Source organism: Mycolicibacterium setense (genome assembly GCF_000805385.1).
Classification (GTDB): Bacteria; Actinomycetota; Actinomycetes; order Mycobacteriales; family Mycobacteriaceae; genus Mycobacterium; species Mycobacterium setense.
The window spans coordinates 821,519-844,022 of sequence record NZ_JTJW01000005.1 but is presented as its reverse complement, the minus strand read 5'-3'; the positions used below and the strand labels follow the sequence as shown (position 1 = coordinate 844,022).

Annotated in this window: 24 protein-coding genes and 1 pseudogene; 21 read left to right on the top strand and 4 right to left on the bottom strand. The window is 66.8% G+C overall.

Annotation, left to right across the window (positions count from 1 at the left end; translation table 11 throughout):
- Nucleotides 1-10: 10 nt before the first annotated feature.
- Nucleotides 11-793 (top strand): histidinol-phosphatase, encoded by a 783-nt coding sequence (gene hisN, locus QQ25_RS10385; protein WP_039378520.1) that lies wholly within the window; start codon nucleotides 11-13, stop codon nucleotides 791-793.
- 2 nt (nucleotides 794-795) lie between these two features.
- Here the strand turns inward: hisN and QQ25_RS10380 are convergent, their stop codons facing one another.
- Nucleotides 796-1,713 carry an NADP-dependent oxidoreductase gene (locus tag QQ25_RS10380; protein WP_039378518.1) on the bottom strand — a complete coding sequence of 306 codons (918 nt, stop codon included), beginning with the start codon at nucleotides 1,711-1,713 and terminating at the stop codon, nucleotides 796-798.
- Between the two features lie 123 nt (nucleotides 1,714-1,836).
- Here QQ25_RS10380 and QQ25_RS10375 point away from each other — a divergent pair, with 123 nt between their 5' ends.
- From QQ25_RS10375 to QQ25_RS30115, 4 genes and pseudogenes are all read left to right on the top strand, one after another.
- Entirely contained in the window at nucleotides 1,837-2,286 is a 450-nt protein-coding gene (locus QQ25_RS10375; RefSeq protein WP_039378517.1) for a winged helix-turn-helix transcriptional regulator, read from the top strand.
- 94 nt (nucleotides 2,287-2,380) lie between these two features.
- A complete protein-coding gene (locus tag QQ25_RS10370; RefSeq protein WP_039378516.1) occupies nucleotides 2,381-3,778 on the top strand; it encodes an acyl-CoA dehydrogenase family protein in 1,398 nt (465 codons plus the stop codon).
- Nucleotides 3,779-3,826: 48 nt separating this feature from the next.
- Entirely contained in the window at nucleotides 3,827-5,047 is a 1,221-nt protein-coding gene (locus tag QQ25_RS10365; protein ID WP_039317862.1) for an acyl-CoA dehydrogenase family protein, read from the top strand.
- Nucleotides 5,048-5,076: 29 nt separating this feature from the next.
- Nucleotides 5,077-6,071, top strand: a pseudogene (locus tag QQ25_RS30115) (oxidoreductase); the annotation flags it as partial.
- A gap of 108 nt (nucleotides 6,072-6,179) precedes the next feature.
- Here QQ25_RS30115 and QQ25_RS10355 read toward each other — a convergent pair.
- The gene (locus tag QQ25_RS10355) at nucleotides 6,180-7,157 is read right to left on the bottom strand and encodes an esterase family protein (RefSeq protein ID WP_039317857.1); all 978 of its coding nucleotides are present in this window, start codon (nucleotides 7,155-7,157) and stop codon (nucleotides 6,180-6,182) included.
- A 474-nt stretch (nucleotides 7,158-7,631) separates the two neighbouring features.
- Between QQ25_RS10355 and QQ25_RS10350 the strand changes: the two genes are divergently transcribed.
- Nucleotides 7,632-8,798 carry an acyl-CoA dehydrogenase family protein gene (locus QQ25_RS10350; RefSeq protein ID WP_039378512.1) on the top strand — a complete coding sequence of 389 codons (1,167 nt, stop codon included), beginning with the start codon at nucleotides 7,632-7,634 and terminating at the stop codon, nucleotides 8,796-8,798.
- Between the two features lie 14 nt (nucleotides 8,799-8,812).
- Here the strand turns inward: QQ25_RS10350 and QQ25_RS10345 are convergent, their stop codons facing one another.
- Nucleotides 8,813-9,370, bottom strand: a complete 558-nt coding sequence (locus tag QQ25_RS10345; RefSeq protein ID WP_039317852.1) for a type 1 glutamine amidotransferase domain-containing protein — start codon at nucleotides 9,368-9,370, stop codon at nucleotides 8,813-8,815.
- Between the two features lie 175 nt (nucleotides 9,371-9,545).
- Between QQ25_RS10345 and QQ25_RS10340 the strand changes: the two genes are divergently transcribed.
- Genes QQ25_RS10340 through QQ25_RS10305 form a run of 8 tightly spaced genes read left to right on the top strand, consistent with a single transcriptional unit; the run spans nucleotide 9,546 to nucleotide 17,216 of the window.
- On the top strand, nucleotides 9,546-10,658 hold the full coding sequence (locus QQ25_RS10340) for a homogentisate 1,2-dioxygenase (protein ID WP_039378511.1): 1,113 nt from the start codon (nucleotides 9,546-9,548) through the stop codon (nucleotides 10,656-10,658).
- Between the two features lie 2 nt (nucleotides 10,659-10,660).
- Nucleotides 10,661-11,887, top strand: a complete 1,227-nt coding sequence (locus QQ25_RS10335) for an alpha/beta hydrolase (protein ID WP_039378509.1) — start codon at nucleotides 10,661-10,663, stop codon at nucleotides 11,885-11,887.
- Nucleotides 11,884-13,086 (top strand): CaiB/BaiF CoA transferase family protein, encoded by a 1,203-nt coding sequence (locus QQ25_RS10330; protein ID WP_039378507.1) that lies wholly within the window; start codon nucleotides 11,884-11,886, stop codon nucleotides 13,084-13,086. Before QQ25_RS10335 ends, QQ25_RS10330 begins: the two co-directional genes overlap by 4 nt.
- 1 nt (nucleotide 13,087) lies before the next feature.
- Nucleotides 13,088-13,990, top strand: a complete 903-nt coding sequence (locus tag QQ25_RS10325; protein WP_039378506.1) for a hydroxymethylglutaryl-CoA lyase — start codon at nucleotides 13,088-13,090, stop codon at nucleotides 13,988-13,990.
- Nucleotides 13,991-13,997: 7 nt separating this feature from the next.
- Nucleotides 13,998-14,609: a TetR/AcrR family transcriptional regulator gene (locus tag QQ25_RS10320; protein ID WP_039317840.1), complete on the top strand. Its 612-nt coding sequence runs from the start codon at nucleotides 13,998-14,000 to the stop codon at nucleotides 14,607-14,609.
- Between the two features lie 20 nt (nucleotides 14,610-14,629).
- On the top strand, nucleotides 14,630-15,874 hold the full coding sequence (locus QQ25_RS10315; RefSeq protein WP_039317837.1) for an acyl-CoA dehydrogenase family protein: 1,245 nt from the start codon (nucleotides 14,630-14,632) through the stop codon (nucleotides 15,872-15,874).
- Nucleotides 15,871-16,863, top strand: coding sequence for a phosphotransferase family protein (locus QQ25_RS10310; RefSeq protein ID WP_039378504.1), 993 nt, complete (start codon nucleotides 15,871-15,873; stop codon nucleotides 16,861-16,863). The genes QQ25_RS10315 and QQ25_RS10310 overlap by 4 nt, the downstream gene beginning before the upstream one ends.
- On the top strand, nucleotides 16,824-17,216 hold the full coding sequence (locus QQ25_RS10305) for a DUF6285 domain-containing protein (protein WP_052235735.1): 393 nt from the start codon (nucleotides 16,824-16,826) through the stop codon (nucleotides 17,214-17,216). The genes QQ25_RS10310 and QQ25_RS10305 overlap by 40 nt, the downstream gene beginning before the upstream one ends.
- A gap of 77 nt (nucleotides 17,217-17,293) precedes the next feature.
- Here the strand turns inward: QQ25_RS10305 and QQ25_RS10300 are convergent, their stop codons facing one another.
- Nucleotides 17,294-17,929: a class I SAM-dependent methyltransferase gene (locus QQ25_RS10300; RefSeq protein ID WP_039317831.1), complete on the bottom strand. Its 636-nt coding sequence runs from the start codon at nucleotides 17,927-17,929 to the stop codon at nucleotides 17,294-17,296.
- 61 nt (nucleotides 17,930-17,990) lie between these two features.
- Between QQ25_RS10300 and QQ25_RS10295 the strand changes: the two genes are divergently transcribed.
- The 7 genes from QQ25_RS10295 (at nucleotide 17,991) to nuoD (ending at nucleotide 22,482) form a co-directional block, all read left to right on the top strand.
- Entirely contained in the window at nucleotides 17,991-18,380 is a 390-nt protein-coding gene (locus QQ25_RS10295) for a nuclear transport factor 2 family protein (RefSeq protein ID WP_039318577.1), read from the top strand.
- A 26-nt stretch (nucleotides 18,381-18,406) separates the two neighbouring features.
- Nucleotides 18,407-18,925, top strand: a complete 519-nt coding sequence (locus QQ25_RS10290) for a YceI family protein (protein WP_039317828.1) — start codon at nucleotides 18,407-18,409, stop codon at nucleotides 18,923-18,925.
- A 64-nt stretch (nucleotides 18,926-18,989) separates the two neighbouring features.
- On the top strand, nucleotides 18,990-19,388 hold the full coding sequence (locus QQ25_RS10285; RefSeq protein ID WP_039317826.1) for an Rv3143 family two-component system response regulator: 399 nt from the start codon (nucleotides 18,990-18,992) through the stop codon (nucleotides 19,386-19,388).
- Between the two features lie 172 nt (nucleotides 19,389-19,560).
- Nucleotides 19,561-19,929 carry an NADH-quinone oxidoreductase subunit A gene (locus QQ25_RS10280; protein WP_039317823.1) on the top strand — a complete coding sequence of 123 codons (369 nt, stop codon included), beginning with the start codon at nucleotides 19,561-19,563 and terminating at the stop codon, nucleotides 19,927-19,929.
- Entirely contained in the window at nucleotides 19,920-20,474 is a 555-nt protein-coding gene (locus QQ25_RS10275; RefSeq protein ID WP_039317820.1) for a NuoB/complex I 20 kDa subunit family protein, read from the top strand. The genes QQ25_RS10280 and QQ25_RS10275 overlap by 10 nt, the downstream gene beginning before the upstream one ends.
- Complete coding sequence (locus tag QQ25_RS10270) at nucleotides 20,471-21,178, top strand: NADH-quinone oxidoreductase subunit C (protein WP_039378503.1); 708 nt, start codon at nucleotides 20,471-20,473, stop codon at nucleotides 21,176-21,178. The genes QQ25_RS10275 and QQ25_RS10270 overlap by 4 nt, the downstream gene beginning before the upstream one ends.
- Entirely contained in the window at nucleotides 21,178-22,482 is a 1,305-nt protein-coding gene (gene nuoD, locus QQ25_RS10265; RefSeq protein WP_039317813.1) for an NADH dehydrogenase (quinone) subunit D, read from the top strand. Before QQ25_RS10270 ends, nuoD begins: the two co-directional genes overlap by 1 nt.
- Nucleotides 22,483-22,504: the final 22 nt, after the last annotated feature.

Below are 22,504 nucleotides of genomic sequence, written 5' to 3'. Positions count from 1 at the left end.
GACTTCTCGCATGAGTTCCACCTCGGATGACCTCACTCTGGCCCTCGAATTGGCCGATCAAGCCGATGCCCTGACCATGGACCGCTTCGGCGCGCTGGACCTGCGCATCGAGACCAAGCCCGATCTGACGCCGGTCACCGATGCCGACCGCGGGGCCGAGGAGGCGTTGCGCGCCTCGCTGGCCGCAGCGCGCCCCGACGACACGGTGTTCGGCGAAGAATTCGGTGGCACAACGACATTGACCGGGCGCCAGTGGGTGATCGATCCGATCGACGGGACCAAGAACTTCGTCCGCGGCGTGCCGGTGTGGTGCACGTTGATCGCGTTGCTCGACGACGGCGTTCCGACCGTCGGCGTGGTGAGCGCACCGGCACTCGCGCGACGGTGGTGGGCCGGGCTGGGCCAGGGGGCGTTCGGCTCATTCGCCGGGGCGACCCGCAAACTGTCGGTGTCGGGTGTCACCGATCTCGCGTCGGCAAGCCTGTCGTACTCGGATCTGACAACCGGATGGGAAGACCGCCGGAACCGATTCGTCGAACTCACCGACGCGGTGTGGCGCGTGCGGGCCTACGGCGACTTCTGGTCGTACTGCATGGTCGCCGAGGGCGCGGTCGACATCGCCTGCGAGCCCGAGGTGAAGCTGTGGGACATCGCCCCGCTCGACATCCTCATTCGCGAGGCCGGCGGCACGTTCACCAGCATCGACGGCGCCCCGGGCCCGCACGGGGGCAGCGCGCTGGCCACCAACGGGCCGCTCCACGACGCCGTCCTGGCCAGGCTGGCCGGCAACTGAGTTCACGGCTGGATGACGAACCGGCCACGGACCCCGCCTTTGGCGAGCGCCCGGTGGGCATCGGCCACCTGATCCAACGGCAGCACGGCGTGCACCCGCGCCGGCAACTGCGCGGAGGCCGCACGGGCCAGGAGTTCGGCAAGCCGAGTGCCATCGGGGTGGGCCACCACGGCCGTCACGGCGATGCCGCGTTCGGTCGGCAGTTCAGAACTCGGCTGCACACCGACGAACCGCCCGCCGTCGCGGACCAGCGCGAGAGCCGCATGCTGCATCGCGCCGGCGTCCGCGACCGCGTCCCACCCTGGCTCGGCGTCGGCTGTGAAGTCGCCTCCGAGGCCACGGACGAACTCCTCGTCATGGTCGCGGGCCAGACCGGCCACCTGCCAGCCCCGCTCTCCGGCGAGCGCGATGAGGTAACCCCCGACCGCGCCGGCGGCGCCGGTGACCAAGAGGCGGCGACCGTCGGCGGGCGCGTCGCCGAGCAGATCGAGGATCTGCAGTGCAGTTAATCCGTTGAGCGGCACTGTCGATGCGGTGATCAAGTCCAGCGCGTCGGGCACGACGGCAACATCGGCGGCGGACACCACCAAGCGCTCGGCGTAGGTGCCGTAGTCCCGGTCGAACCCGGCCACCACCCCGGCGACCCGTGTGCCCGCGGCCAGATCCACACCCGGACCGGCGGCCTCGACGGTGCCCGCGAAATCCCAGCCGAGCCCGGTCCAGTTCGGCTGATGCACCAGCCCGAGATCGTGGAACACGCCGGCTGCCACACCGAGGTCGACGGGGTTGACCGCCGCCGCGACGACCCTCACCCGGACCTGGCCGGGACCCGGCTCGACCAGCGGAACGTCGACGATCTCGATCGAGTCCGGACCGCCGGGAGTACGGACGACCGCGGCGCGAAACGTCGGAACAGACATGAAAATTCACTCCTTCAGAACTTGCGACGAACTGCTCTCCCACTCCACGATGGAGGGGTAACTCTCCAATGGGAAGTACGCACTTCGAAGTGCGTAACTCACCCCGGATCAAACGGAGCGGACGTGCCGACGAAAATCGCAGCCCAGAAACGGGCCCGAGCAAAGCTCGAATACGACGCCTTCCTGGCGAACTGCCCTAGCCGCCAACTGCTCGACAGGATCAGCGACAAGTGGGTGGCGCTGATCCTGGCGGCGCTCGGTGGCGACGGTCCGCACGCCGGGACCGGCGACACCGGGCAACCGCGCGCGATGCGCTACTCCGAGCTCTCGCGACGCCTGGCCGGTGTCAGTCAGAAGATGCTCACCCAGACCCTGCGCTCCCTCGAGCGCGACGGTCTGCTCACCCGGACAGTGACGCCGAGCGTGCCCGTCACGGTCACCTACGAGCTCACTGAACTGGGCTTTTCCCTGCAACAGCTGATGATGGGCATCAAGTCGTGGGCCGAGACCCACATGGACGAGGTCCGCGCCAGCCGCGAGCGGCACGACCTGCTCTCACCGGCGGAATCCTGACGCCAAGGGATGTGAGGTTGGTAACAGATGGCGTACCTTACTCCGGAGTAAGATACGGTCAGAAGCGTCGCCACGACCAACAGAGGCAGCTGACATGACCAACACCCTGCCGTCCAAGAACGGCACCCCCACACGTCCCTCCAGCTCCGGCCGGCAAAGCGCGGTCGGACTGCAAAAGCACAAGCGGACAGCGACCGACATCGGTTTGGCGCTGATCACCCCGATCGTCGGTCAGGAATTCCTGGACCGCTACGGCTTGCGGGATCCGCTGAATCGCGGCCTGAAATATGGTGTGAAACAAGTATTTTCGGCCGCAGGTGCCGCCACCCGGCAATTCCAGCGCGTCCAGGGCCTGGGCAAGGCACCGACCCGGCTGAAGGCCAGCGGGGCCGACTACTTCGACCTCACGCCCGACGATGACCAGCAGATGATCGTCGAGACGGTCGGGGAATTCGCCGCGGAGATTCTGCGGCCCGCCGCCCACGACGCCGACGAGGCCGCCGCCTACCCCGCGGACCTGATCGCCAGGGCTGCCGAACTGGGCATCACCGCGGTCAACGTGCCCGAGGACTTCGACGGCATCGCCGAGCACCGCAGCACCGTGACCAACGCGCTGGTCGCCGAGGCACTGGCCTACGGCGACATGGGCCTGGCCCTGCCGATCCTGGCGCCCGGTGGCGTCGCCGCGGCACTGACGCACTGGGGCAGCGCGGACCAGCAGGCCACCTACCTCAAGGAGTTCGCCGGCGAGAACGTGCCGCAGGCCTGCGTCGCGATCGCCGAACCGCACGCCCTGTTCGACCCCACCGCGCTGAAGACCACCGCGGTGCGCACCCCCAGCGGCTATCGCCTGTCCGGCGTCAAGTCGCTGGTGCCGGCCGCCGCTGAAGCCGAATTGTTCATTGTGGCAGCGCAATTGAACGGCAAGCCGGCATTGTTCATCGTCGAGGCCTCGTCGAAGGGGCTCACGGTCAAGGCCGACCCGAGCATGGGCATCCGGGCCGCGGCGCTGGGCCAGATCGAACTCGACAACGTGGCAGTGCCGCTGGGCAATCTGCTCGGTGAAGACGGTGCGACAGATCAGGATTATTCCGACGCGATCGCGCTGTCCCGGCTGGGCTGGGCCGCACTGGCCGTCGGCACCTCGCATGCGGTGCTCGACTACGTGATTCCCTACATCAAGGAACGCCAGGCATTCGGTGAGCCCATCGCCCACCGCCAGTCAGTGGCCTTCATGACCGCCAACATCGCCATCGAACTCGACGGCCTGCGGCTGATCACCTGGCGGGGCGCCGCCCGCGCCGAGCAGGGGCTGCCGTTCGCCCGCGAGGCGGCGCTGGCGCGCAAGTTGGGTACCGACAAGGGCATGCAGATCGGCCTCGACGGCGTGCAGCTGCTGGGCGGTCACGGTTACACCAAGGAGCACCCGGTCGAGCGCTGGTACCGCGATCTGCGGGCCATCGGCGTCGCCGAAGGTGTCGTTGTCCTCTAACTGCAGCGTCCTTTAACGGTCCTCCCTACATCACGCGAAAGACTAATCATGGCAATCAATCTGGAAATGCCTCGCAAACTGCGGGCGGTCATCGAGAAGGGCCACCAGGGCGCCGCCGAGATGCTTCGCCCGATCTCGCGCAAGTACGACCTCGCCGAGCATGCCTACCCTGTCGAGCTCGACACCCTGGCCACCCTGTTCGAGGGAATCTCGGGCGCGAAGACGATCTCGTTCGCGGGCGCCGAGGCGTTCCGCGACGACGCGAACGGCGACGGCAGCAAGACCACCGTCAACGGCGCCAACATGTCCGCACTGCTCAACGCGCTCGAAATCAGTTGGGGCGATGTCGCCCTGCTGCTCTCGGTGCCACGTCAGGGCCTGGGTAACGCCGCCATTTCCTCGGTGGCCACCCCCGAGCAGCTCGAGCGCCTGGGCAAGGACGTGTGGGCCGCGATGGCCATCACCGAGCCCGGCTTCGGCTCCGACTCGGCCGCCGTCACCACCACCGCGGTGCTCGACGGCGACGAGTACGTGATCAACGGTGAGAAGATCTTCGTCACCGCGGGTTCGCGTGCCACCCACATCGTGGTGTGGGCGACACTCGACAAGTCGTTGGGCCGGGCGGCGATCAAGTCGTTCATCGTGCCGCGCGAGCATCCCGGAGTCACCGTCGAGCGCCTGGAGCACAAGCTGGGCATCAAGGCGTCGGACACCGCGGTGATCCGCTTCGAGAACGCCCGCATCCCCAAGGACAACCTGCTGGGCGACCCGGAGATCCACGTGGAGAAGGGTTTTGCCGGGGTCATGGAGACCTTCGACAACACCCGGCCCATCGTGGCGGCCATGGCGGTCGGCATCGCCCGCGCCGCTCTGGAGGACCTGCGCGCGATCCTGACCGACGCGGGCATCGAGATCTCCTATGACAAGCCGGCCCATGCGCAGAGCGCCCCCGCGGCGGAATTCCTGCGGATGGAGGCCGACTGGGAGGCCGGGTACCTGTTGACCGTCCGCTCCGCGTGGCAGGCCGACAACAGCATTCCCAACTCCAAAGAGGCGTCGATGGGTAAGGCCAAGGCCGCCCGGGTGGCCAGCGACATCACCCTCAAGGCCGTCGAAATGGCCGGTACCACCGGCTATTCCGAGCAGACCCTGCTGGAGAAGTGGGCCCGCGACTCGAAGATTCTCGACATCTTCGAAGGCACGCAACAGATCCAGCAGCTCGTGGTGGCCCGCCGGTTGCTGGGGCTGTCCTCTGCCGAACTGAAGTAGCCCTCCCCCGCGGCCAATAGGGTGGCCGCATGGACACCTTTCAAGCACTCGTGGCACGCACCGACGGCGACAGCATCGTCGCCGCGGTCGAGACACTGCAGGCATCCGAGCTGCCGCCCGGCGAGGTCACCATCCGGTGCTGTATTCCAGCGTCAACTTCAAGGATGCACTGGCGCCGACACCCAAAGGCGGTGTGGTGCGCGATTATCCGATCGTTCCCGGCATCGACCTGACCGGCGAGGTGGTGACATCGGATTCGCCGGATTTCTCGCCGGGTGACGCGGTGCTGGCCCACGGCTATCAGATCGGCACCGGCCATCACGGCGGCTACGCCGAATACGCGCGGCTGCCCGCCGACCAGGTGGTCGCACTGGGCCCGCTGAGTCCGCGCGAGGGCGCGGCGATCGGCACCGCCGGGTTCACCGCCGCGATGAGCGTGCAGGCCCTCACCCGTCACGGCATCGGCCCGCAGGATGGCCCGGTCGTGGTGACCGGCGCGACCGGTGGTGTCGGGTCGGTCAGCGTGGATCTGCTGGCGGCCGCCGGCTACCACGTGGTGGCATCGACCGGAAAGGCCGATCACGCCGATCAACTGAGAGCGCTGGGCGCAGCAGAGGTGATCGGCCGGCTCCCGGCCGACCCCGACGCCAAGCCTCGCCCCCTGGGACGAACCCGATGGGCCGCGGCGGTGGACTGCGTCGGCGGCGCCACGCTGGCCGATGTGCTGAGCACCCTGGAGTACGGCGGTGCGGTGGCGGCCAGCGGACTGACCGGTGGCGCGGCCCTCAACACCACGGTGATGCCGTTCATCCTGCGCGGTGTGTCGCTGTTGGGCATCGATTCGGTGCAGCTGCCCATCGAGCCGCGGCGCGACCTGTGGGCCCAGCTGGGCGGTCCACTCAAACCCCGCCATCTCGACGACGTCACTCACGAAGTCGACGTCAAGGACGTCGTCGCGGTGCTCGACGAGGTCCGTGCGGGCCGCTACTCCGGACGTGCTGTGGTCAAAGTGGCCGGCGGCTTCCGACCAACAGACGCAAAACCCCCCGAATCTCACCGGATTCGGGGGGTTTCACTGGGGTACCGCCCGCTTGCGGGGGACTGCTCGCGCCAAGAGGGCGAGCGGGATGGACTAGCCGAGCACCCGCTGCAGGTCCGGAACCATGGCCTGCAGTTCCCGTGCCCAGTAGGCCCAGTTGTGCGTGCCGTTGTCCGGGAAGTTGAACACACCGTTGCTGCCGCCGGCAGCGATGTAGTTGTCCTGGAAGGTGCGGTTGGTCTTGATGGTCAGGCCTTCGAGGAAGGTGGCAGGCAGATCGCCGCCGCCGAGCTCGTTGGGCTGGCCGTTACCGCAGTAGATCCACAGGCGCGTGTTGTTCGCGACGAGTGTCGGGATCTGCAGCATCGGATCGTTGCGCTTCCAGGCGCTGTTCGGATCTTCGGTCGGACCCCACATGTCGTTGGCCTTGAAGCCACCGGCGTCACCCATGGAGATGTTGATCAGGAACGGCCACCAGCCCTCGGAGGGGTTGAGGAAGCCGGACATCGACCCGGCGTAGATGAACCGGTCGGGGTGGTAGGCAGCCAGGATCAGCGAGGCGGAGCCTGCCATCGACAGACCGATCGCAGCGTTGCCGTTGGCCGCGACGTCGCGGTTGGCGGCCAGCCACGCCGGCAGCTCGTTGGTCAGGAAGGTCTCCCACTTGTAGGTGACGCAGCCGGCCTTACCGCACGCCGGCGAGTACCAGTCGGTGTAGAAGCTGGACTGGCCGCCGACGGGCATGACCACCGACAGTCCGCTGTCGAGGAACATCTCGAACGCGTTGGTGTTGATGTCCCAGCCGTTGAAGTCTTCCTGGGCGCGCAGGCCGTCGAGCAGGTACACCGCGTGCGAACCCGGTCCGCCACTCTGGAACTGAATCTTGATGTCGCGGCCCATCGACGGCGACGGGACCATCAGGTACTCCACCGGCAGGCCCGGCCGGGAGAATGCCCCAGCGGTCGCCGATCCGCCGATAACGCCGATCAAGCCAGGCAGCATCAGCGCCACCACAGCCGCCACCGTCATGCGGCGGGCCCAATGGCCACGAATCTTGTCAATGAAGGTCATACTGCGAATCCATCCGTCTTCCGGTCAATTACGCCATTTGCGCGATCAGCGATCAGCATCGCCAAGCGACACCGCAGCGATCCCCTCGCCGCACTGTCACGCCCGCTCGCCGTCGCCGGACGCCTTATCAGACGCAGCAGAGCGGACCGAAGAATTCAGTTGTTGCGCCATGAGTAAAGCACGGGCCCACGACGGGGGAAAAGCCACGCCGCGCCGCTGAACGGCATATCCGGGGATTCAAAAAAGCGAATTCGGCACCGTCGACCTCCCACTGGCGGCCCATCTACCTGGGAAAACAGCACGATTCCACCGATCGCACCGGTAGTACTCGATGAACGCCGATGCCTATCCGTTCACAACTGGTGTCCGGAGGGTTATCCGATCGTCGCCAACCGGTATTCGAAATGCCCGCCCGACGCCCCGAGAACCGCCCGAAACTCAGAACATACTAAAAAGTATGGTAGCTTTCGGGCCATGACCTCGCCCCCCGCCACGGACCGCGTCATCACGTCCGAATTCGTCTCACGACTGGCCGAACGGGCCGCTGAAGCCGAACAGCTGCGCCGCCTTCCCGACGCGACGGTGGCCGACCTCGTCGAGTCCGGGTTCACCGAACTCCTGGTACCCGCCCGCTACGGCGGCCAGCAGGCAGATTTCCCACGGATCCTCGACCCCGTGCGCCGGATGGCCCATGGCTGCACATCGAGCGCGTGGACCATCGGCTTCCTGGCTCTGCACAACTGGATGCTGTCGCTGTTCGGCGAGCAGGCCCAGGAGGAGGCCTTCGCGAGCCGGCCGTTCCTGGCCCCGGCACCGCTCGCACCGACCGGGCGCGGGTTGCCGGCCGACGGCGGCATCCGTCTGACCGGCAGGTGGTCCTGGGCCACCGGGGTCATGCACGGGAACTGGATCATCGTCGCCGCGCTCTGCGGACCTGACGATGCGCTGTATCCCGCACTGGCATTGCTGCCCATCTCTGACGTGACCGTGGCCGATGTGTGGCACACCGACGGCATGCGGGCCACCGGCTCCAACGACGCCATCGCCACCGATGTCTTCGTGCCCGAACACCGGCTGGTGAAAGTGCTCGACATCTACTCCGGTACCGCCCCGGGCGCCGGGCTACATGACAGCCCCGCCTACCGCTGGCCGATGGTGCCCGCGCTGGCCCTGCTGGCCGCGATGCCCGCCCTCGGAAGCGCCGAGCGGGTCGCCGAGATCTATGCGCAGCGCCTCGGCGAACGGGTGCTGCCGTACGAAGGCGTCATACAGAAGGACAAACCGATCGCTCAGGCGCACCTGGCCGGGGCTCAGGTCCGGGTTCGCGCCCTGCGCGCCCTGCTGGCCGACACCGTCGGCGAGATCGAGGCCATCGTGGCGGCCGGCGACTCGGTGGACAAGCCGGTGCGCGCGCAGGCCCGCCTGTCGGCCGCACACATCGTCAGCGAATCCAAGGCGGTGATCGCGGACCTGTTGGGCGCGGGCGGCGCGAGCATCCATTTCCTGTCCAGCCCGCTGCAACGGTTCAAGCGCGATGTCGATGTTCTCGCCGGGCATGTGGTGTTCGACTACGACACCAGCAGGGAGCTGGCCGGTGCGCTGGCGCTGGGCATGCGGATTCCCCGAACGTCGATGATCTGAGGCGCGACCCGCGCTCAAGTCTGGGCCGGGGTACTCGCCAATACTTCGGTGACGGCCTCACAGAACGCCGGTAGATCGTCCGGCGAGCGGCTGGTGATCAGGTTGCCGTCGACGCAGACCTGCCGGTCCACCACGGTGGCCCCGGCGTTGCCGAGATCGGTGCGAATACTGGGATAACTGGTCAGCGTGCGTCCGCGCACCACATCGGCTTCCACCAGCGTCCAGGGCCCGTGGCAGATCGCCGCGACGGGCTTGCCCGACCGGACGAAATCGCGGACGAACGCCACCGCGGTCTTGTCGAGCCTCAGTTTGTCGGGGTTCACGGTCCCACCGGGCAGGATCAGCGCATCGAACTGGTCGACCTTCGCCTCGGCGACCGTGCGGTCGACGGGGAAGGTGCCTGCGGGTTCCAGATCGTGGTCGCGGGCCTGGATCTCGCCGGCCTTGAGCGACAGCAACTCGACGTGACCGCCCTCGTTCTCGACGGCCGCGCGCGGTTGTTCGAGTTCGATGCGCTCCACACCGTCGGCGGCAAGGATTCCGACCCTGCGGCCTTCCAATTCCTTTCGCATGCGAGTCCTTTCGTTGACACCGACGGGCGACTACAGGCGCGTGCGCCCCGTCAGGGGCTACCCGGACAAGCAGCGCCCGAAACGGGGGCGAGCACGCGATCGACACCCTTGCCACCCACCGCAACAAAAAGTAAAGTCACTTTCAGTTTTCGCCCGCACCCTTCAGGAGTCGAGCATGGAATCCTTCGTTCACCTGCGTAAAGGCAAGACCCCGAAACGGGTGCATGCCGACCTCAGCGCCATTGGGGGCCTCAAGGACGATGAGCTGGGCCGCGGCGGGTTCGTCGGCCGCACCGCGAACATGTACCGGCGCAATGATCCGACCGCCTACCGCACCGTCGGACCCCTGCGCCCCACCGACGTGTTGTCCAGCGAGCTCAAGCCCAGCGACGCCACCGACGCCCACGGCGGCCCGCTGCTGATGTTCTCCAACGCCGATTGCCAGGTCCTGCTGAGCCGGCGCACCGAGGAGATGCCGTTCTTCGTCCGCTACGTCGACGGCGACCTGTTGCTGTTCGTGCACAAGGGTTCGGGCCTGCTGGAGACCGAGTTCGGTCCACTGCGCTACCGCGAGGGCGACTGGGTCTACATCCCGAAGGCCTGCACCTGGCGCCACGTGCCCGAGACCGAATGCACCTGGTTAATGATCCAGGCCACCGACGATTTCCGGGTCCCGCCGGCGGGCACCCTGGGCCGCCACTTCCCGTTCGATCCCGCGCAGGTCACCATTCCCGAGCCCCAGCCGATCGACGACGACGGCCGGGACGAGTACGAAGTGCGGCTGATCCATTCCCCGATCGATGGAGTTGGGACGACCTCTCTCATCTACCAACACAATCCCTTGGACGTGGAAGGCTGGCGGGGCGACAACTTCCCGTTCACCTTCAACATCGAGGACTACACCGTCATCACCTCCGAGAGCGTGCACCTACCGCCGACGGTGCACCTCTTCATGCAGGCCACCGGGGTGTACGTGATGAACTTCCTGCCCAAGCCGGCCGAGAGCGTGCCGGGCACCGAGCGCACCCCGTGGTATCACCGCAACGTCGACTACGACGAGATCGCCTTCTTCCACGGCGGCACGTTGTACGGCATCCCGATGCCGCCCGGCCTGATTTCCCATGCACCACAGGGTGTTCACCACGGGGCCCCGGAGAAGGCACGGGAACGCGCCCGCCGCAAGTTCGACGACTACGACCGGGTCGACTGGTCGGTGATCGCGATCGACACCCGTCGTCGTCTCGTTCCGTCCGCCGAAATCCTCGCCAACGATCTGGGGCAACACTAGCGATGACAACCACCGAAGCACCTGTGAAGCACGAGTACGACCGGATCCCGTATCTGGTTGCCTACCAGAACAACTCGTCGGTCCGCGACGTCTACGGCGGCGTCGCCGAGCTGGTCGTGCTGGAGAGCTACCTGTTGCGGCCCAAATCGAAGCCCTCAGATACCGTCCTGGTGTTCATGCACCCGATCGGTGGCGGCGCGTACCTACCGATGATCAATGCGCTGGCCCGGGCCGGGCACCATGTCATCTACTGCAACAGCAGGTTCCGCGGCACGGACTCGGCGCTGCTCATGGAAAAGGTGGTCGAGGACCTCGGCGAGTGCATCAAGGACGCCAAGAACCGCCTGGGCTACGACAAGGTGGTGTTGGCCGGATGGAGCGGCGGCGGATCCCTGTCGGTGTTCTACCAACAGCAGGCGCAGAAGCCGACGGTGACCGCCAGCCCGTCCGGTGACGGTCCCGACCTCACCAAGCTCGGCCTGATCCCGGCAGACGGAATCATGTTGCTGGCCGCGCACATCAGCAGGCACGGCACCATGACCGAGTGGATGGACGCCTCCATCCTGGACGAGAACGATCCATCGAAGCGGGACCCGGAGCTCGACCTCTACAACCCCGACAACCCGAACCAGCCGCCCTACACCCCCGAGTTCCTGGAGCGGTACCACCAGGCCCAGATCGCGCGGAATCGGCGAATCACCAAGTGGGTCAAAGAGAAACTGGCGGAACTCAAGGCAAGCGGACGTCCCGACGACGAGTACGCGTTCGTCGTGCACGGCACCATGGCCGACCCGCGCTGGCTCGACCCGAGCGTCGATTCCAACGAACGCACGCCCGGCACCTGCTATCTGGGCGACCCGCAGGTGGTCAACATGAGCCCGGTCGGCCTGGCCAGATTCTGCACCTTGCGCAGCTGGCTGTCGCAGTGGAGCTACGACGACGCCAACGGCGACGCGGTCAAGGCCGGGCCCGATATCGCGGTGCCCGCCCTGGTGATCGGCAACTTGGCCGACGACGCCTGCACGCCCAGCCACACCCGTCGGCTGTACGAGGCGATCGGCCATCCTGACAAAGAGATGCACGAGATCCCTGGCGCCAATCACTACTATTCGGGCCCCGACCAACGCGGCACACTGCGCCAAGCCGTCGGGATCTGCACGGATTGGCTGCACCGCCACGGATTTTCAGCGGAGGGCAGGAGCGCAGCGACCCGGGAATCGGCACAGTGACCTCGGGAGCTTTGGACGGTATCAGGGTGATCGAGCTCGGCACCCTGATCTCCGGACCGTTCGCGGGCCGGCTGCTGGGTGACATGGGCGCCGAAGTCATCAAGATCGAGTTGCCGGCCACCCCCGATCCATTGCGCACCTGGGGGCAGGCCGAACTCGACGGGCACCACTTCTTCTGGACCGTGCACGCCCGCAACAAAAAGGCCGTCACCCTGGACCTGCGGACCGCCAAGGGCCGCGAGATGTTCCTCGAGCTGGTGGAGCGGTCCGACATCATCGTGGAGAACTTCCGCCCGGGCACCCTGGAGAAGTGGGATCTGGGTTACGACGTTCTGCGCGAGCGCAACAAGGGCATCATCCTGGTGCGAGTGTCCGGGTACGGGCAGACCGGACCCGACGCAGGCAAGGCCGGCTACGCCTCGGTGGCCGAGGCCTCCAGCGGTCTGCGGCACATGAACGGGTTCCCCGGCGGTCCCCCGCCGCGGCTGGCCCTGTCCCTGGGCGACAGCCTGGCCGGCATGTTCGCCGTCCAGGGCGCCCTGGCGGCCCTGTACCGGCGCACGGTCACCGGTGAGGGCCAGATCGTCGACACCGCATTGACCGAAAGTTGTCTGGCCATACAGGAATCCACCATCCCCGACTACGACGTCGGCGGCGTGGTGCGCGGTCCGTCCGGCACGCGGCTGGAAGGCATCGCGCCGTCGAACATCTACCAGAGCGCCAACGGCAGCTGGGTGGTGATCGCGGCCAACCAGGACACCGTGTTCCGCAGGCTGTGTGCGGCGATGGGCAACCCGGACCTGGCGACCGACGATCGCTTCGCCAATCACGTTGCCCGCGGCCGTAATCAGGACGAACTGGACAAGATCATCGGTGATTGGGCCGCCGCGCGGCAGCCTGACGAGATCATCGAGACCCTGTCGCAGGCCGGGGTGATCAGCGGGCCGATCAACACCGTGGCCGAGGTGGTGCAGGACCCACAGTTGCAGGCTCGCGGCATGATCGCCGACCACTTCGACGAGCGGATCGGGCGGACGGTAAAGGGTCCAGGCGTCGTCCCGGTGCTCTCCGAGTCACCCGGCACCATCCGCAACGCCGGTTCGGCACGCCCCGGCCAGCACAACGACGAGGTGTACGGCGGCCTACTGGGGCGCAGTGCACAAGACCTGGAAACCCTACGTTCGGAGGGGGTGCTGTGAGATGAACCTGCCCACCAAGGTCGACATTCGCGAGGTGTGCCTGCGCGACGGCCTGCAGATCGAGGCACCGATTCCGTTGTCCGCCAAGGTCGCGATCCTGGAGGCGATCGTCGCCACCGGGGTGCGGGAGGTGGAGGCGACGGCGTTCGTCTCCCCCTCGAAAGTGCCGGCCCTGGCCGACGCGGCCGAACTCGCGGAGGAATTGCACCGGTTCCCGGAAGTCGAGTTCTCCGCATTGGTGGCCAGCCCGAACGGCGCCAAACGCGCCATCGCCGCCGGGCTGCGCTCGATCGAGTACGTGGTGTCCGCATCGGATGCCCATTCTGAAGCCAACGTCGGCCGCACCTCGGCTGAGGCGACCGCGCAGATCGCCGACATCGTGGCCATCGCGGCCGACAGCGACACTTCGGTGGAGGTCATCATCGCCACCGCGTGGGACTGCCCGTTCGACGGACCGACCGAGCCGCAGCGGGTGCTCGACATCGCTTCGGCTGCCGTCGGTTTCGGAGTGAGCCGGCTGGCGATCGCCGACACCATCGGCACTACCACCCCGCGCCGGGTCAGCACATTGGTCGCGAAGGTCCGGCCGCTGATCGGGGACCTGCCGCTGGGCGCCCACTTCCACAACACCCGCGGCGCGGGCCTGGCCAGTGCGTGGGCGGCCGTTCACGCCGGTGTGACCCGGCTGGACGCGTCGGTCGGCGGGTTGGGCGGCTGCCCGTTCGCCCCGGGAGCCAGCGGCAACATCGCCACCGAGGACCTCGTCTACATGTTGCGCGACAGCGACATCGCCGTCGATGTCGACCTGTCCGCCGCCATCGACGCCGCCCGAGTCGCACAAGACGCGGTGGGCCACGAACTTCCCAGCGCCCTGCTGCGCGCCGGGGACCGGATCCTGGGCTGAGGCGCCGATGACTGCCGCCGAGCTGGGCACCAAGGGCCGCCAAACCCGGTCGGCCATCGAGCTTGCCGCTCGGAAACTGTTCGCCGAGCGTGGCTTTCACGGCACCACGCTCGCCGACATCACGTCGGCCGCCGGCAAGAGCCCGGCCGTGTTCTACCGGTATTTCACCGACAAGGAAGACCTACTGGCGGCGCTGGCCGAATCGTTCCTGCACGACGTCGTCGAACCGTCCGGCCTGAACCTGCACCTGCCGGACTCCCCCGACGACACCGAGTTCTTCACCACGGTGGTCACCGGGTACTGGAACATCTTCAAACAGAACATCGGCATCATGATCGCCGTCGCCCAGTTGGCTGCCACCCAGCAGCGCTTCGCCGACGTGCAGAACAACTTCCGCCGGTTCGGCATCGACATCGTCGTCGCCTCGGTGCGTCACGCCCAGGACCAGGGCCACGCGCACGGACTGGAACCGGAACACATCGGCGCGGCCATCGCCTTGCTGTTCGAGAACTTCACCACGGTCTTCGTCGGCGACTCCGGGCTCGGCATCGAGATCAGCGATGCCGACGCCATCGCCACCCTGTCCACAATCTGGAAGCGCACCCTGTACGGCTTCTGACCTGAAGAAGAGAGATCAACGTGGATTTCGCTTTACCCGAACACCTTTCAGACGTGCTCGCCGAGATGGACGCCTTCATCGAGGCGGAGATCAAGCCGCTCGAGCGCGAGCACATGCAGTACTTCGACCAGCGCCGCGAATACGCCCGCACCGATTGGGAGAACGGTGGTGTGCCGGCCCGTGCCTGGGAGGATCTGCTCGACGAGATGCGTCGCCGCGCCGATGCCGCGGGCTGGCTCCGCTACGGCTTGCCTGCCCGCTTCGGCGGGCGCGACGGCAGCAATCTCGACATGGCGGTGATCCGGGAACATCTGGCGCACAAAGGCCTCGGGTTGCACAACGACCTGCAGGACGAGTCCTCGATCGTGGGCAACTTCCCCCAAGTGATCATGATGGACCGGTTCGGCACCGAGGCACAGAAGGCCGAATGGGTCGAGGCGATGCTCACCGGCAAGCGTTCTATGGCGTTCGGATTGACCGAGCCCGACCACGGTTCCGATGCCACCTGGCTGGAGACGACAGCGGTACCCGACGGGGATGGATGGATCATCAACGGCCGCAAGCGGTGGAACACCGGAGTGCACCGCGCCACCCACGATCTGATCTTCGCCAGGACATCGGGCGATCCCGGTCAGGCCAGAGGGATCTCGGCATTCCTGGTGCCCACCGACACACCGGGATTCAGCGTCCCCTTCTACTGGTGGACGTTCAACATGCCCACCGACCACGGCGAGGTCGAGTTGGACAACGTGCGGGTGCCGGCTGATGCGGTGCTCGGCGAAGTCGACCGCGGCCTGGAGGTCGGTCAGACGTTCCTGCACGAGAACCGGATTCGACAGGCCGCCAGCAGTCTCGGTGCCGCCCAGTTCTGTATCGACCGCGCAGTGGACTACGCCAACCGGCGAAAGGTGTTCGGCAAACCGCTCGCGGTGAATCAGGCCGTCCAGTGGCCGTTGGTGGAATTGCAGACCGAAGCCCAGATGGTCCGGTTGCTCGTCCGCTATGCCGCAACGCAGTTGGACCAGAACCACCACATGGAGGTGTCCGACAAGGTATCGATGGCCAACTACCGCGCCAATCGCCTGGTGTGCGAAGCGGCGGATCGGGCCATGCAGGTGCACGGCGGCATCGGCTACAGCCGTCACGAGCCGTTCGAGCACATCTACCGCCACCACCGCCGCTACCGCATCACCGAAGGTGCCGAGGAGATCCAGATGCGCCGAGTGGCCCAGCGGCTGTTCGGCTTCGGCAGGGCCAAGCAGTGACCAGCCCGTCCGCACCGGCCGGCCGACTCACCTCCCGGCTGGCCGGTGTCCTGGCCCCGGTGCTGGGCGACACGGTAGCGGTGGAGAACCTGCGCGAGCTCACCGGCGGAGCCAGCCGCACCACGTGGTCCTTCGACGCCGTGACGAACTCGGCCCGGCGCCCGCTGATCCTTCGCACCGGCGCACCCGATGAAGTACACGCCGGGATGGAACTGGAGGCCGGTGCACAACGTGCGGCGGCGCTGGCCGGGGCGCCGGTCCCCCACGTGCTGATCGCCGACGATTCCGCCGCCCCGCTGGGCGATCCCTTCCTGATCTGCGACTTCATCGGTGGTGAGACCATCGTGCGGCGCATTCAACGCACCCTCGACGAGGTCGGCCGGGCCCGGCTGCTCACCCAGTGCGCACAGGCCCTGGCCGCCATCCACCGGGCCGAGCCACCGGCCCTGCCCGGCCTCGTCGAGCAGGACCAGCTGGCCCAGTGGCGCGAACAACTCGACGAGATGGGCGACACCACAGCCACTTTCGAGTGGGTGTTCCGCTGGCTGGCCGCCAACCGGCCGCCGCCCTCGACGACGCGGTTGGTGCACGGCGACTTCCGAATGGGCAATCTGATCGTGGATGACTCGGGTCTGGCCGCGGTGCTGGACTGGGAGCTGGTGCACCTCGGCGAGGTGTACGAGGACCTGGCCTGGTTCTGCATCCGGGCCTGGAGGTTCGGGGCGCCGGCGAGCGTCGGGGCGGGCGGTCTGGGCAGTATCGAGAGCTTTCTGACTGCCTACGAAGAAGCCGGCGGCGCGAATCTGGACCGATCCGCGATCCGTTGGTGGCTCGTACTCGCCACCCTGCGCTGGGGCGTCATCTGCCGCTATCAGGCTGAGCGCCACTTGAGCGGGCAGACCCGCTCGGTGGAGCTGGCGACGATCGGCCGTCGGGTCTGCGAAACCGAATGGGACCTGTTGTGTCTGCTGGACGGGAGCAGCTGGTGAGCAACCTCTACGGGCGGCCGAGCGCAGCCGAACTCGTCGCCGCGGTCGCCGAGTTCCTGGACAGCGAGGTGCGGGACAGTGAGACGGTCGCAGCCCCGGTGAAGTTCCAGGCCCGCGTCGCCGCCAACGCCCTGCGCATGGTCGAACGCGAACTGTTGGCCTCCGACAGCCCTGCCGCGGCCACAGCCTCGTCTGCAGCCTTGGCCGGTGTCGGGTTCAGCGACGAGGGTGCGCTGGCGGCGGCGATCCGGGCCGGGAGACTCGATGACCGAGCTGACGAGGTCACCGCCTGCCTGCGCGTCCTGGTACGGCAACGGCTTGCCGCCGCGCATCCGGGGTACGACGGACCGTGACCACCTTCGCGCCGAGTTCTACACCACGGTCGCGGTTCGCGCCTCGGTCACAGCCCTCGTGTCGATCTCGGCGTAGGTCAGAGCCGTCGAATCCGGGCCAGCCACGCCGGCTCGTCCACCTGGGCTCCGATCTGCTCGCCGAGCGCCTCGGCATGTGCGGCAGTCACCACGCCGCGGTATGTCGTGGCCTCCAACGCCTCCAGCTCCCAGCCCTCGGCAAAGGCCCGGCGGATCACGTCGGCGCTGACCTGGGGTCCGAAGCCGCGGCCCGCGTCGGAAAGCGCCAGCACATGCACCGTCGCACCGGGGCGGGCCGCGCGGTGCAAGCTGGAAACGTAGCGGGGCCGGTCGGCATCGCCGAAGATGTGGAACAGCGCGCTGTCGACGATGGTGTCGTAGCGCGGGCCCTGCGACTCACCCAGGCGGGTCGCGTCGGCGACGGCGAAGTGCGCGTCGATACCCCGCTGCGCGGCGTTCTCACGGGCCTGGACGACGGCCTGTTCGGAGAAGTCGATGCCGAGCACGTCGTACCCGAGTCGAGTCAGCAGCATGGTGTGTTCACCGGCACCGCAGCCGACATCGAGCACCTTGCCGCCCAGACGGCCGGTGCGTTCCAACTCGACGATGGCCGGTTGAGGCTCGCCGATCACCCACGGCGCGGTGCGGGACTCGTAGGCTTCGTCGAACAGCGAATGTGCAGGCGTGGAGTTCATGATTCGAGTGTGAAACCTGAATGACGATTGAGGTCAAGCCCCACACCCCGAGGAGCCGATGATGTCCCTTGCCGAGGTCCAGCGCGCCGAGGACGTCGCGCACCGGCTGTTCGAGGCGATCGAGCGCGGCGACAGGGCCGCTGTCGCCCAACTGTGGGCGGATGACGTCGCGGTGTGGCACGCCGGCGATGCCCGGGACAACGATCGGACCCGCGCGTTGAAGGTGATCGACTGGTTCATCGGGGCGACCCCCGTGCGCCGCTACGAGGTGCTGGATCGGCAGTTCTTCGACGGTGGGTTCGTCCAGCAACACATCCTGCACGCCACCGGGCGGGACGGCGCGGTGATCGCGCTGCGCGTGTGCATCGTGATCAAAGTGGGTACCGACGGTCTTATCCACCGGATCGACGAGTATTTCGATCCGAAAGACATCGCGCCCTTGTTCACCTGAACCGAACCGACGAGACAGGAGGCGGCATGGCCACGATCAGCGACGTCCTGACCGCGAGCGCGGGAAACTGGACACTGGTTCCGGATCGGTCGCGGGTGACGTTCCGGAACAAGACGCTCTGGGGCCTGGCAACCGTCACCGGCCGGTTCACCGAATTCACCGGTGAGGGCTCGGCGGGCGCCGGGGTCACCGGCCGGGTGGTGATCCCGGCGGCGTCGGTGAACACCGGGATCGCCAAGCGCGACAACCATCTGCGGTCCGCGGATTTCTTCGATGTCGACGCACACCCCGACATCACCCTGGAGGTGACCGGTTTGGTTCCGTCCGAAGCCGGCGCCACGCGGTTGACGGCGGTGCTGACGGTGCGGGGCGTGTCGAAACCCGTCGAGATACCGGTCGATACGCAGGCCGTCGATGACAACACCCTGCGGCTGTCGGGCCAGTTCGAGGTCCAACGGGACGACTTCGGAGTGTCGGGCGACCTGCTCGGGATGGTGGGGCCGACGACGGTACTTTCCGGTGAACTCGTGTTCACCCGAGACTGATGCGGCCCAACAGAATTCGTTGAGTTGTCCGGCCGAGGGCTCCCTGCGCAGTAGCATCGGCAGCATGGCCGGCCCCGAGCCGCTGCACATCCTGGTGTACAGCGACAACCCGCGCACCCGCGAACAGGTCCGTCTCGCACTGGGCAAACGGGTCCACCCGGAACTCCCCGAGCTGGACTATGTGGAGGTCGCCACCGCGCCTGCGGTGATCTCGCGGATGGACGCCGGGGGTATCGACCTGGCCATCCTCGATGGGGAAGCAACCCCGGCCGGGGGCATGGGCGTGGCCAAACAGCTCAAGGACGAGATCGCTAATTGCCCACCGGTCCTGGTGCTCACCGGGCGGCCAGACGATGCCTGGCTGGCTAGCTGGTCACAGGCCGAGGCGGCGGTACCGCACCCGATCGATCCGATCCGGTTGGGTGACGCGGTGGTGTCGCTGCTGCGCACCCCGGCCCAGTAACTTTCTTCGAATTGCCATGCTGCCGTTGATTGTTCGTGGCATGGCTATGGCCGCAGCGACACGCTGCCCCGATATGAAACGATACTAACCAAAATGTGTGGCACAGGCCGCAAAGCTCGCTAGGCTGTGGGTTAGCTCACATCGACAGCCCAGCGAGGGAGCGATCAGTGGCATGAATTTATACACGCCCATCCTGGTTCTCGGAGTGATCGCGGCGGCGTTCGCCGTGGTCTCCGTGGGGATCGCGCTCGTCATCGGCCCGCGCCGCTACAACCGGTCCAAACTCGAGGCCTACGAGTGCGGTATCGAGCCGATGCAACCCGGCGCCGCGGGGCTGACCGGCCAGCGCATGCCCATCCGGTACTACCTCACGGCGATGTTGTTCATCGTGTTCGACATCGAAATCGTCTTTCTCTACCCGTGGGCGGTGGCATTCGACAGCCTCGGGTTGTTCGCGCTGGTGGAGATGTTGCTGTTCATGCTCACGGTGTTCGTGGCATACGCCTATGTATGGCGGCGAGGGGGCCTGAATTGGGACTAGAGGAGCGTCTGCCCGGGGGAATCCTGCTGTCGACGGTGGAAGCCGTCGCGGGCTACGTGCGCAAGGGGTCGTTGTGGCCCGCCACATTCGGCCTGGCCTGCTGCGCAATCGAGATGATGTCGACCGCAGGACCGCGTTTCGACATCGCCAGATTCGGGATGGAACGATTCTCCGCGACCCCGCGTCAGGCCGATCTGATGATCGTGGCGGGCCGGGTGAGCCAGAAGATGGCGCCGGTGCTTCGGCAGATCTACGACCAGATGGCCGAGCCGAAATGGGTGTTGGCCATGGGAGTTTGCGCCTCGTCGGGTGGCATGTTCAACAACTATGCGGTGGTCCAGGGTGTCGATCATGTGGTGCCCGTCGACATCTATCTGCCCGGCTGTCCGCCACGGCCGGAAATGCTGCTGCACGCAATCCTGAAGCTGCACGACAAGATTCAGCAGATGCCACTCGGGGTCAACCGCGAGGAGGCCGTCCGCGAAGCCGAAAAGGCAGCGCTGGCGGTCACACCCACCATTGAGCTCAAGGGGCTGCTGCGGTGAGCACCACGAACGGAGGCAGCGAGCACACCGAGGCGGGCACCGGACAGGGGCCGGAGGTGATCGCGACGCGGCGCGGCATGTTCGGCGCCTCCGGCACCGGCGACACGTCGGGGTACGGCCGGCTCGTGCGGTCGGTGGCGTTACCCGGCAGCTCCCCGCGGCCCTACGGCCAGTACTTCGACGCGGTCGTCGACCGGCTCGCCGAAATCCTCGGTGAGGAGCGCTATGCCGTGTCGATCGAACGCGTGGTGGTTCATCGGGATGAGCTGACGCTGGAGGTCAGCCGGGTGCAACTGCCCGCCGTGGCCAGCGTGCTGCGCGACGACCCCCAGTTGCGGTTCGAGCTGTGCCTCGGCGTGAGCGGAGTGCACTACCCCGACGACACCGACCGCGAATTGCACGCTGTCTACCCGTTGATGTCGATCACCCACAACCGCAGGGTCCAGTTGGAAGTCGCAACGCCCGATGCCGATCCGCACATCCCGTCCCTGTACGCGATCTATCCGACCACCGACTGGCACGAGCGTGAGACCTATGACTTCTTCGGCATCGTGTTCGACGGACACCCGGCACTGACCCGCATCGAGATGCCCGACGACTGGGTCGGGCATCCCCAGCGCAAGGACTATCCGCTGGGCGGTATTCCGGTCGAATACCACGGCGCGCAGATTCCGCCGCCCGATCAGCGGAGGTCGTACAACTGATGAGCACCGAATCCCCTGTCGTGGTGGTCGGCGGGCAGGACTGGGAAGACGTGGTATCCGCGGCCCGTGAGCATGCGGGTGAGCGCATCGTGGTCAACATGGGCCCCCAGCATCCGTCGACCCACGGTGTGCTGCGGCTCATCCTGGAGATCGAGGGCGAGATCATCACCGAAGCCCGTTGCGGCATCGGCTATCTGCACACCGGCATCGAGAAGAACCTCGAGTACCGGAACTGGACCCAGGGCGTCACCTTCGTCACCCGGATGGACTACCTGTCGCCGTTCTTCAACGAAACGGCGTACTGCCTGGGTGTCGAGAAGCTGCTGGGCATCACCGACGACATTCCGCCGCGCGTCAGCGTGATCCGGGTGATGCTCATGGAGCTCAACCGGATCTCCTCGCATCTGGTGGCGTTGGCCACCGGCGGGATGGAGCTGGGCGCGATGTCGGCCATGTTCTATGGCTTCCGGGAACGCGAAGAGATCTTGCGGGTCTTCGAGTCGATCACCGGCCTGCGGATGAACCATGCCTACATCCGGCCGGGTGGGCTGGCGGCCGACCTGCCCGACGATGCGGTGAGCCAGGTTCGCGCGCTGCTCGATCTGCTGCCGAAACGCTTGCAGGACTTGGAGGACCTGCTCAACGAGAACTACATCTGGAAGGCTCGCACCGTCGGTGTCGGGTATCTCGACCTCACCGGATGTATCGCGCTGGGGATCACCGGACCGGTGCTGCGCTCCACCGGGCTTCCTCACGATCTGCGTCGCGCACAACCGTACTGTGGTTACGAGGACTACGAATTCGACGTCATCACCGACGACGGCTGCGACTCCTACGGCCGGTACATCATCCGGGTCAAGGAGATGCGGGAGTCACTGAAGATCGTCGAGCAGTGTGTCGACCGACTTGAGAAGCTCGGGCCGGGTCCGGTGATGATCAGCGACAAGAAGCTGGCCTGGCCCGCCGATCTGACGCTCGGTCCGGACGGCTTGGGCAACTCCCCCGAACACATCGCCAAGATCATGGGCCACTCCATGGAGGGGCTGATCCACCACTTCAAACTCGTCACCGAAGGCATCCGGGTGCCGGCCGGGCAGGTGTACGTCGCAGTGGAGTCCCCGCGCGGAGAGCTCGGGGTGCACATGGTCTCCGACGGTGGCACCCGGCCCTACCGCGTGCATTACCGCGACCCCTCGTTCACGAATCTTCAAGCGGTGGCAGCGATGTGTGAGGGCGGCATGGTGGCCGATGCCATTGCCGCGGTGGCGTCGATCGATCCGGTGATGGGCGGGGTTGACAGATGAGCGCTTGCGCGAAGAGGAGACA

Excerpts from the sequence above, each read along its gene's own strand:
- hisN (WP_039378520.1), top strand. The coding sequence starts at position 11 with ATGAGTTCCACCTCGGATGACCTCACTCTGGCCCTCGAATTGGCCGAT.
- QQ25_RS10380 (WP_039378518.1), bottom strand. The coding sequence starts at position 1,713 with ATGTCTGTTCCGACGTTTCGCGCCGCGGTCGTCCGTACTCCCGGCGGT.
- QQ25_RS10370 (WP_039378516.1), top strand. The coding sequence starts at position 2,381 with ATGACCAACACCCTGCCGTCCAAGAACGGCACCCCCACACGTCCCTCC.
- QQ25_RS10365 (WP_039317862.1), top strand. The coding sequence starts at position 3,827 with ATGGCAATCAATCTGGAAATGCCTCGCAAACTGCGGGCGGTCATCGAG.
- QQ25_RS10355 (WP_039317857.1), bottom strand. The coding sequence starts at position 7,157 with ATGACCTTCATTGACAAGATTCGTGGCCATTGGGCCCGCCGCATGACG.
- QQ25_RS10350 (WP_039378512.1), top strand. The coding sequence starts at position 7,632 with ATGACCTCGCCCCCCGCCACGGACCGCGTCATCACGTCCGAATTCGTC.
- QQ25_RS10345 (WP_039317852.1), bottom strand. The coding sequence starts at position 9,370 with ATGCGAAAGGAATTGGAAGGCCGCAGGGTCGGAATCCTTGCCGCCGAC.
- QQ25_RS10340 (WP_039378511.1), top strand. The coding sequence starts at position 9,546 with ATGGAATCCTTCGTTCACCTGCGTAAAGGCAAGACCCCGAAACGGGTG.
- QQ25_RS10335 (WP_039378509.1), top strand. The coding sequence starts at position 10,661 with ATGACAACCACCGAAGCACCTGTGAAGCACGAGTACGACCGGATCCCG.
- QQ25_RS10325 (WP_039378506.1), top strand. The coding sequence starts at position 13,088 with ATGAACCTGCCCACCAAGGTCGACATTCGCGAGGTGTGCCTGCGCGAC.
- QQ25_RS10320 (WP_039317840.1), top strand. The coding sequence starts at position 13,998 with ATGACTGCCGCCGAGCTGGGCACCAAGGGCCGCCAAACCCGGTCGGCC.
- QQ25_RS10305 (WP_052235735.1), top strand. The coding sequence starts at position 16,824 with ATGGGACCTGTTGTGTCTGCTGGACGGGAGCAGCTGGTGAGCAACCTC.
- QQ25_RS10300 (WP_039317831.1), bottom strand. The coding sequence starts at position 17,929 with ATGAACTCCACGCCTGCACATTCGCTGTTCGACGAAGCCTACGAGTCC.
- QQ25_RS10295 (WP_039318577.1), top strand. The coding sequence starts at position 17,991 with ATGTCCCTTGCCGAGGTCCAGCGCGCCGAGGACGTCGCGCACCGGCTG.
- QQ25_RS10290 (WP_039317828.1), top strand. The coding sequence starts at position 18,407 with ATGGCCACGATCAGCGACGTCCTGACCGCGAGCGCGGGAAACTGGACA.
- QQ25_RS10285 (WP_039317826.1), top strand. The coding sequence starts at position 18,990 with ATGGCCGGCCCCGAGCCGCTGCACATCCTGGTGTACAGCGACAACCCG.
- QQ25_RS10280 (WP_039317823.1), top strand. The coding sequence starts at position 19,561 with ATGAATTTATACACGCCCATCCTGGTTCTCGGAGTGATCGCGGCGGCG.
- nuoD (WP_039317813.1), top strand. The coding sequence starts at position 21,178 with ATGAGCACCGAATCCCCTGTCGTGGTGGTCGGCGGGCAGGACTGGGAA.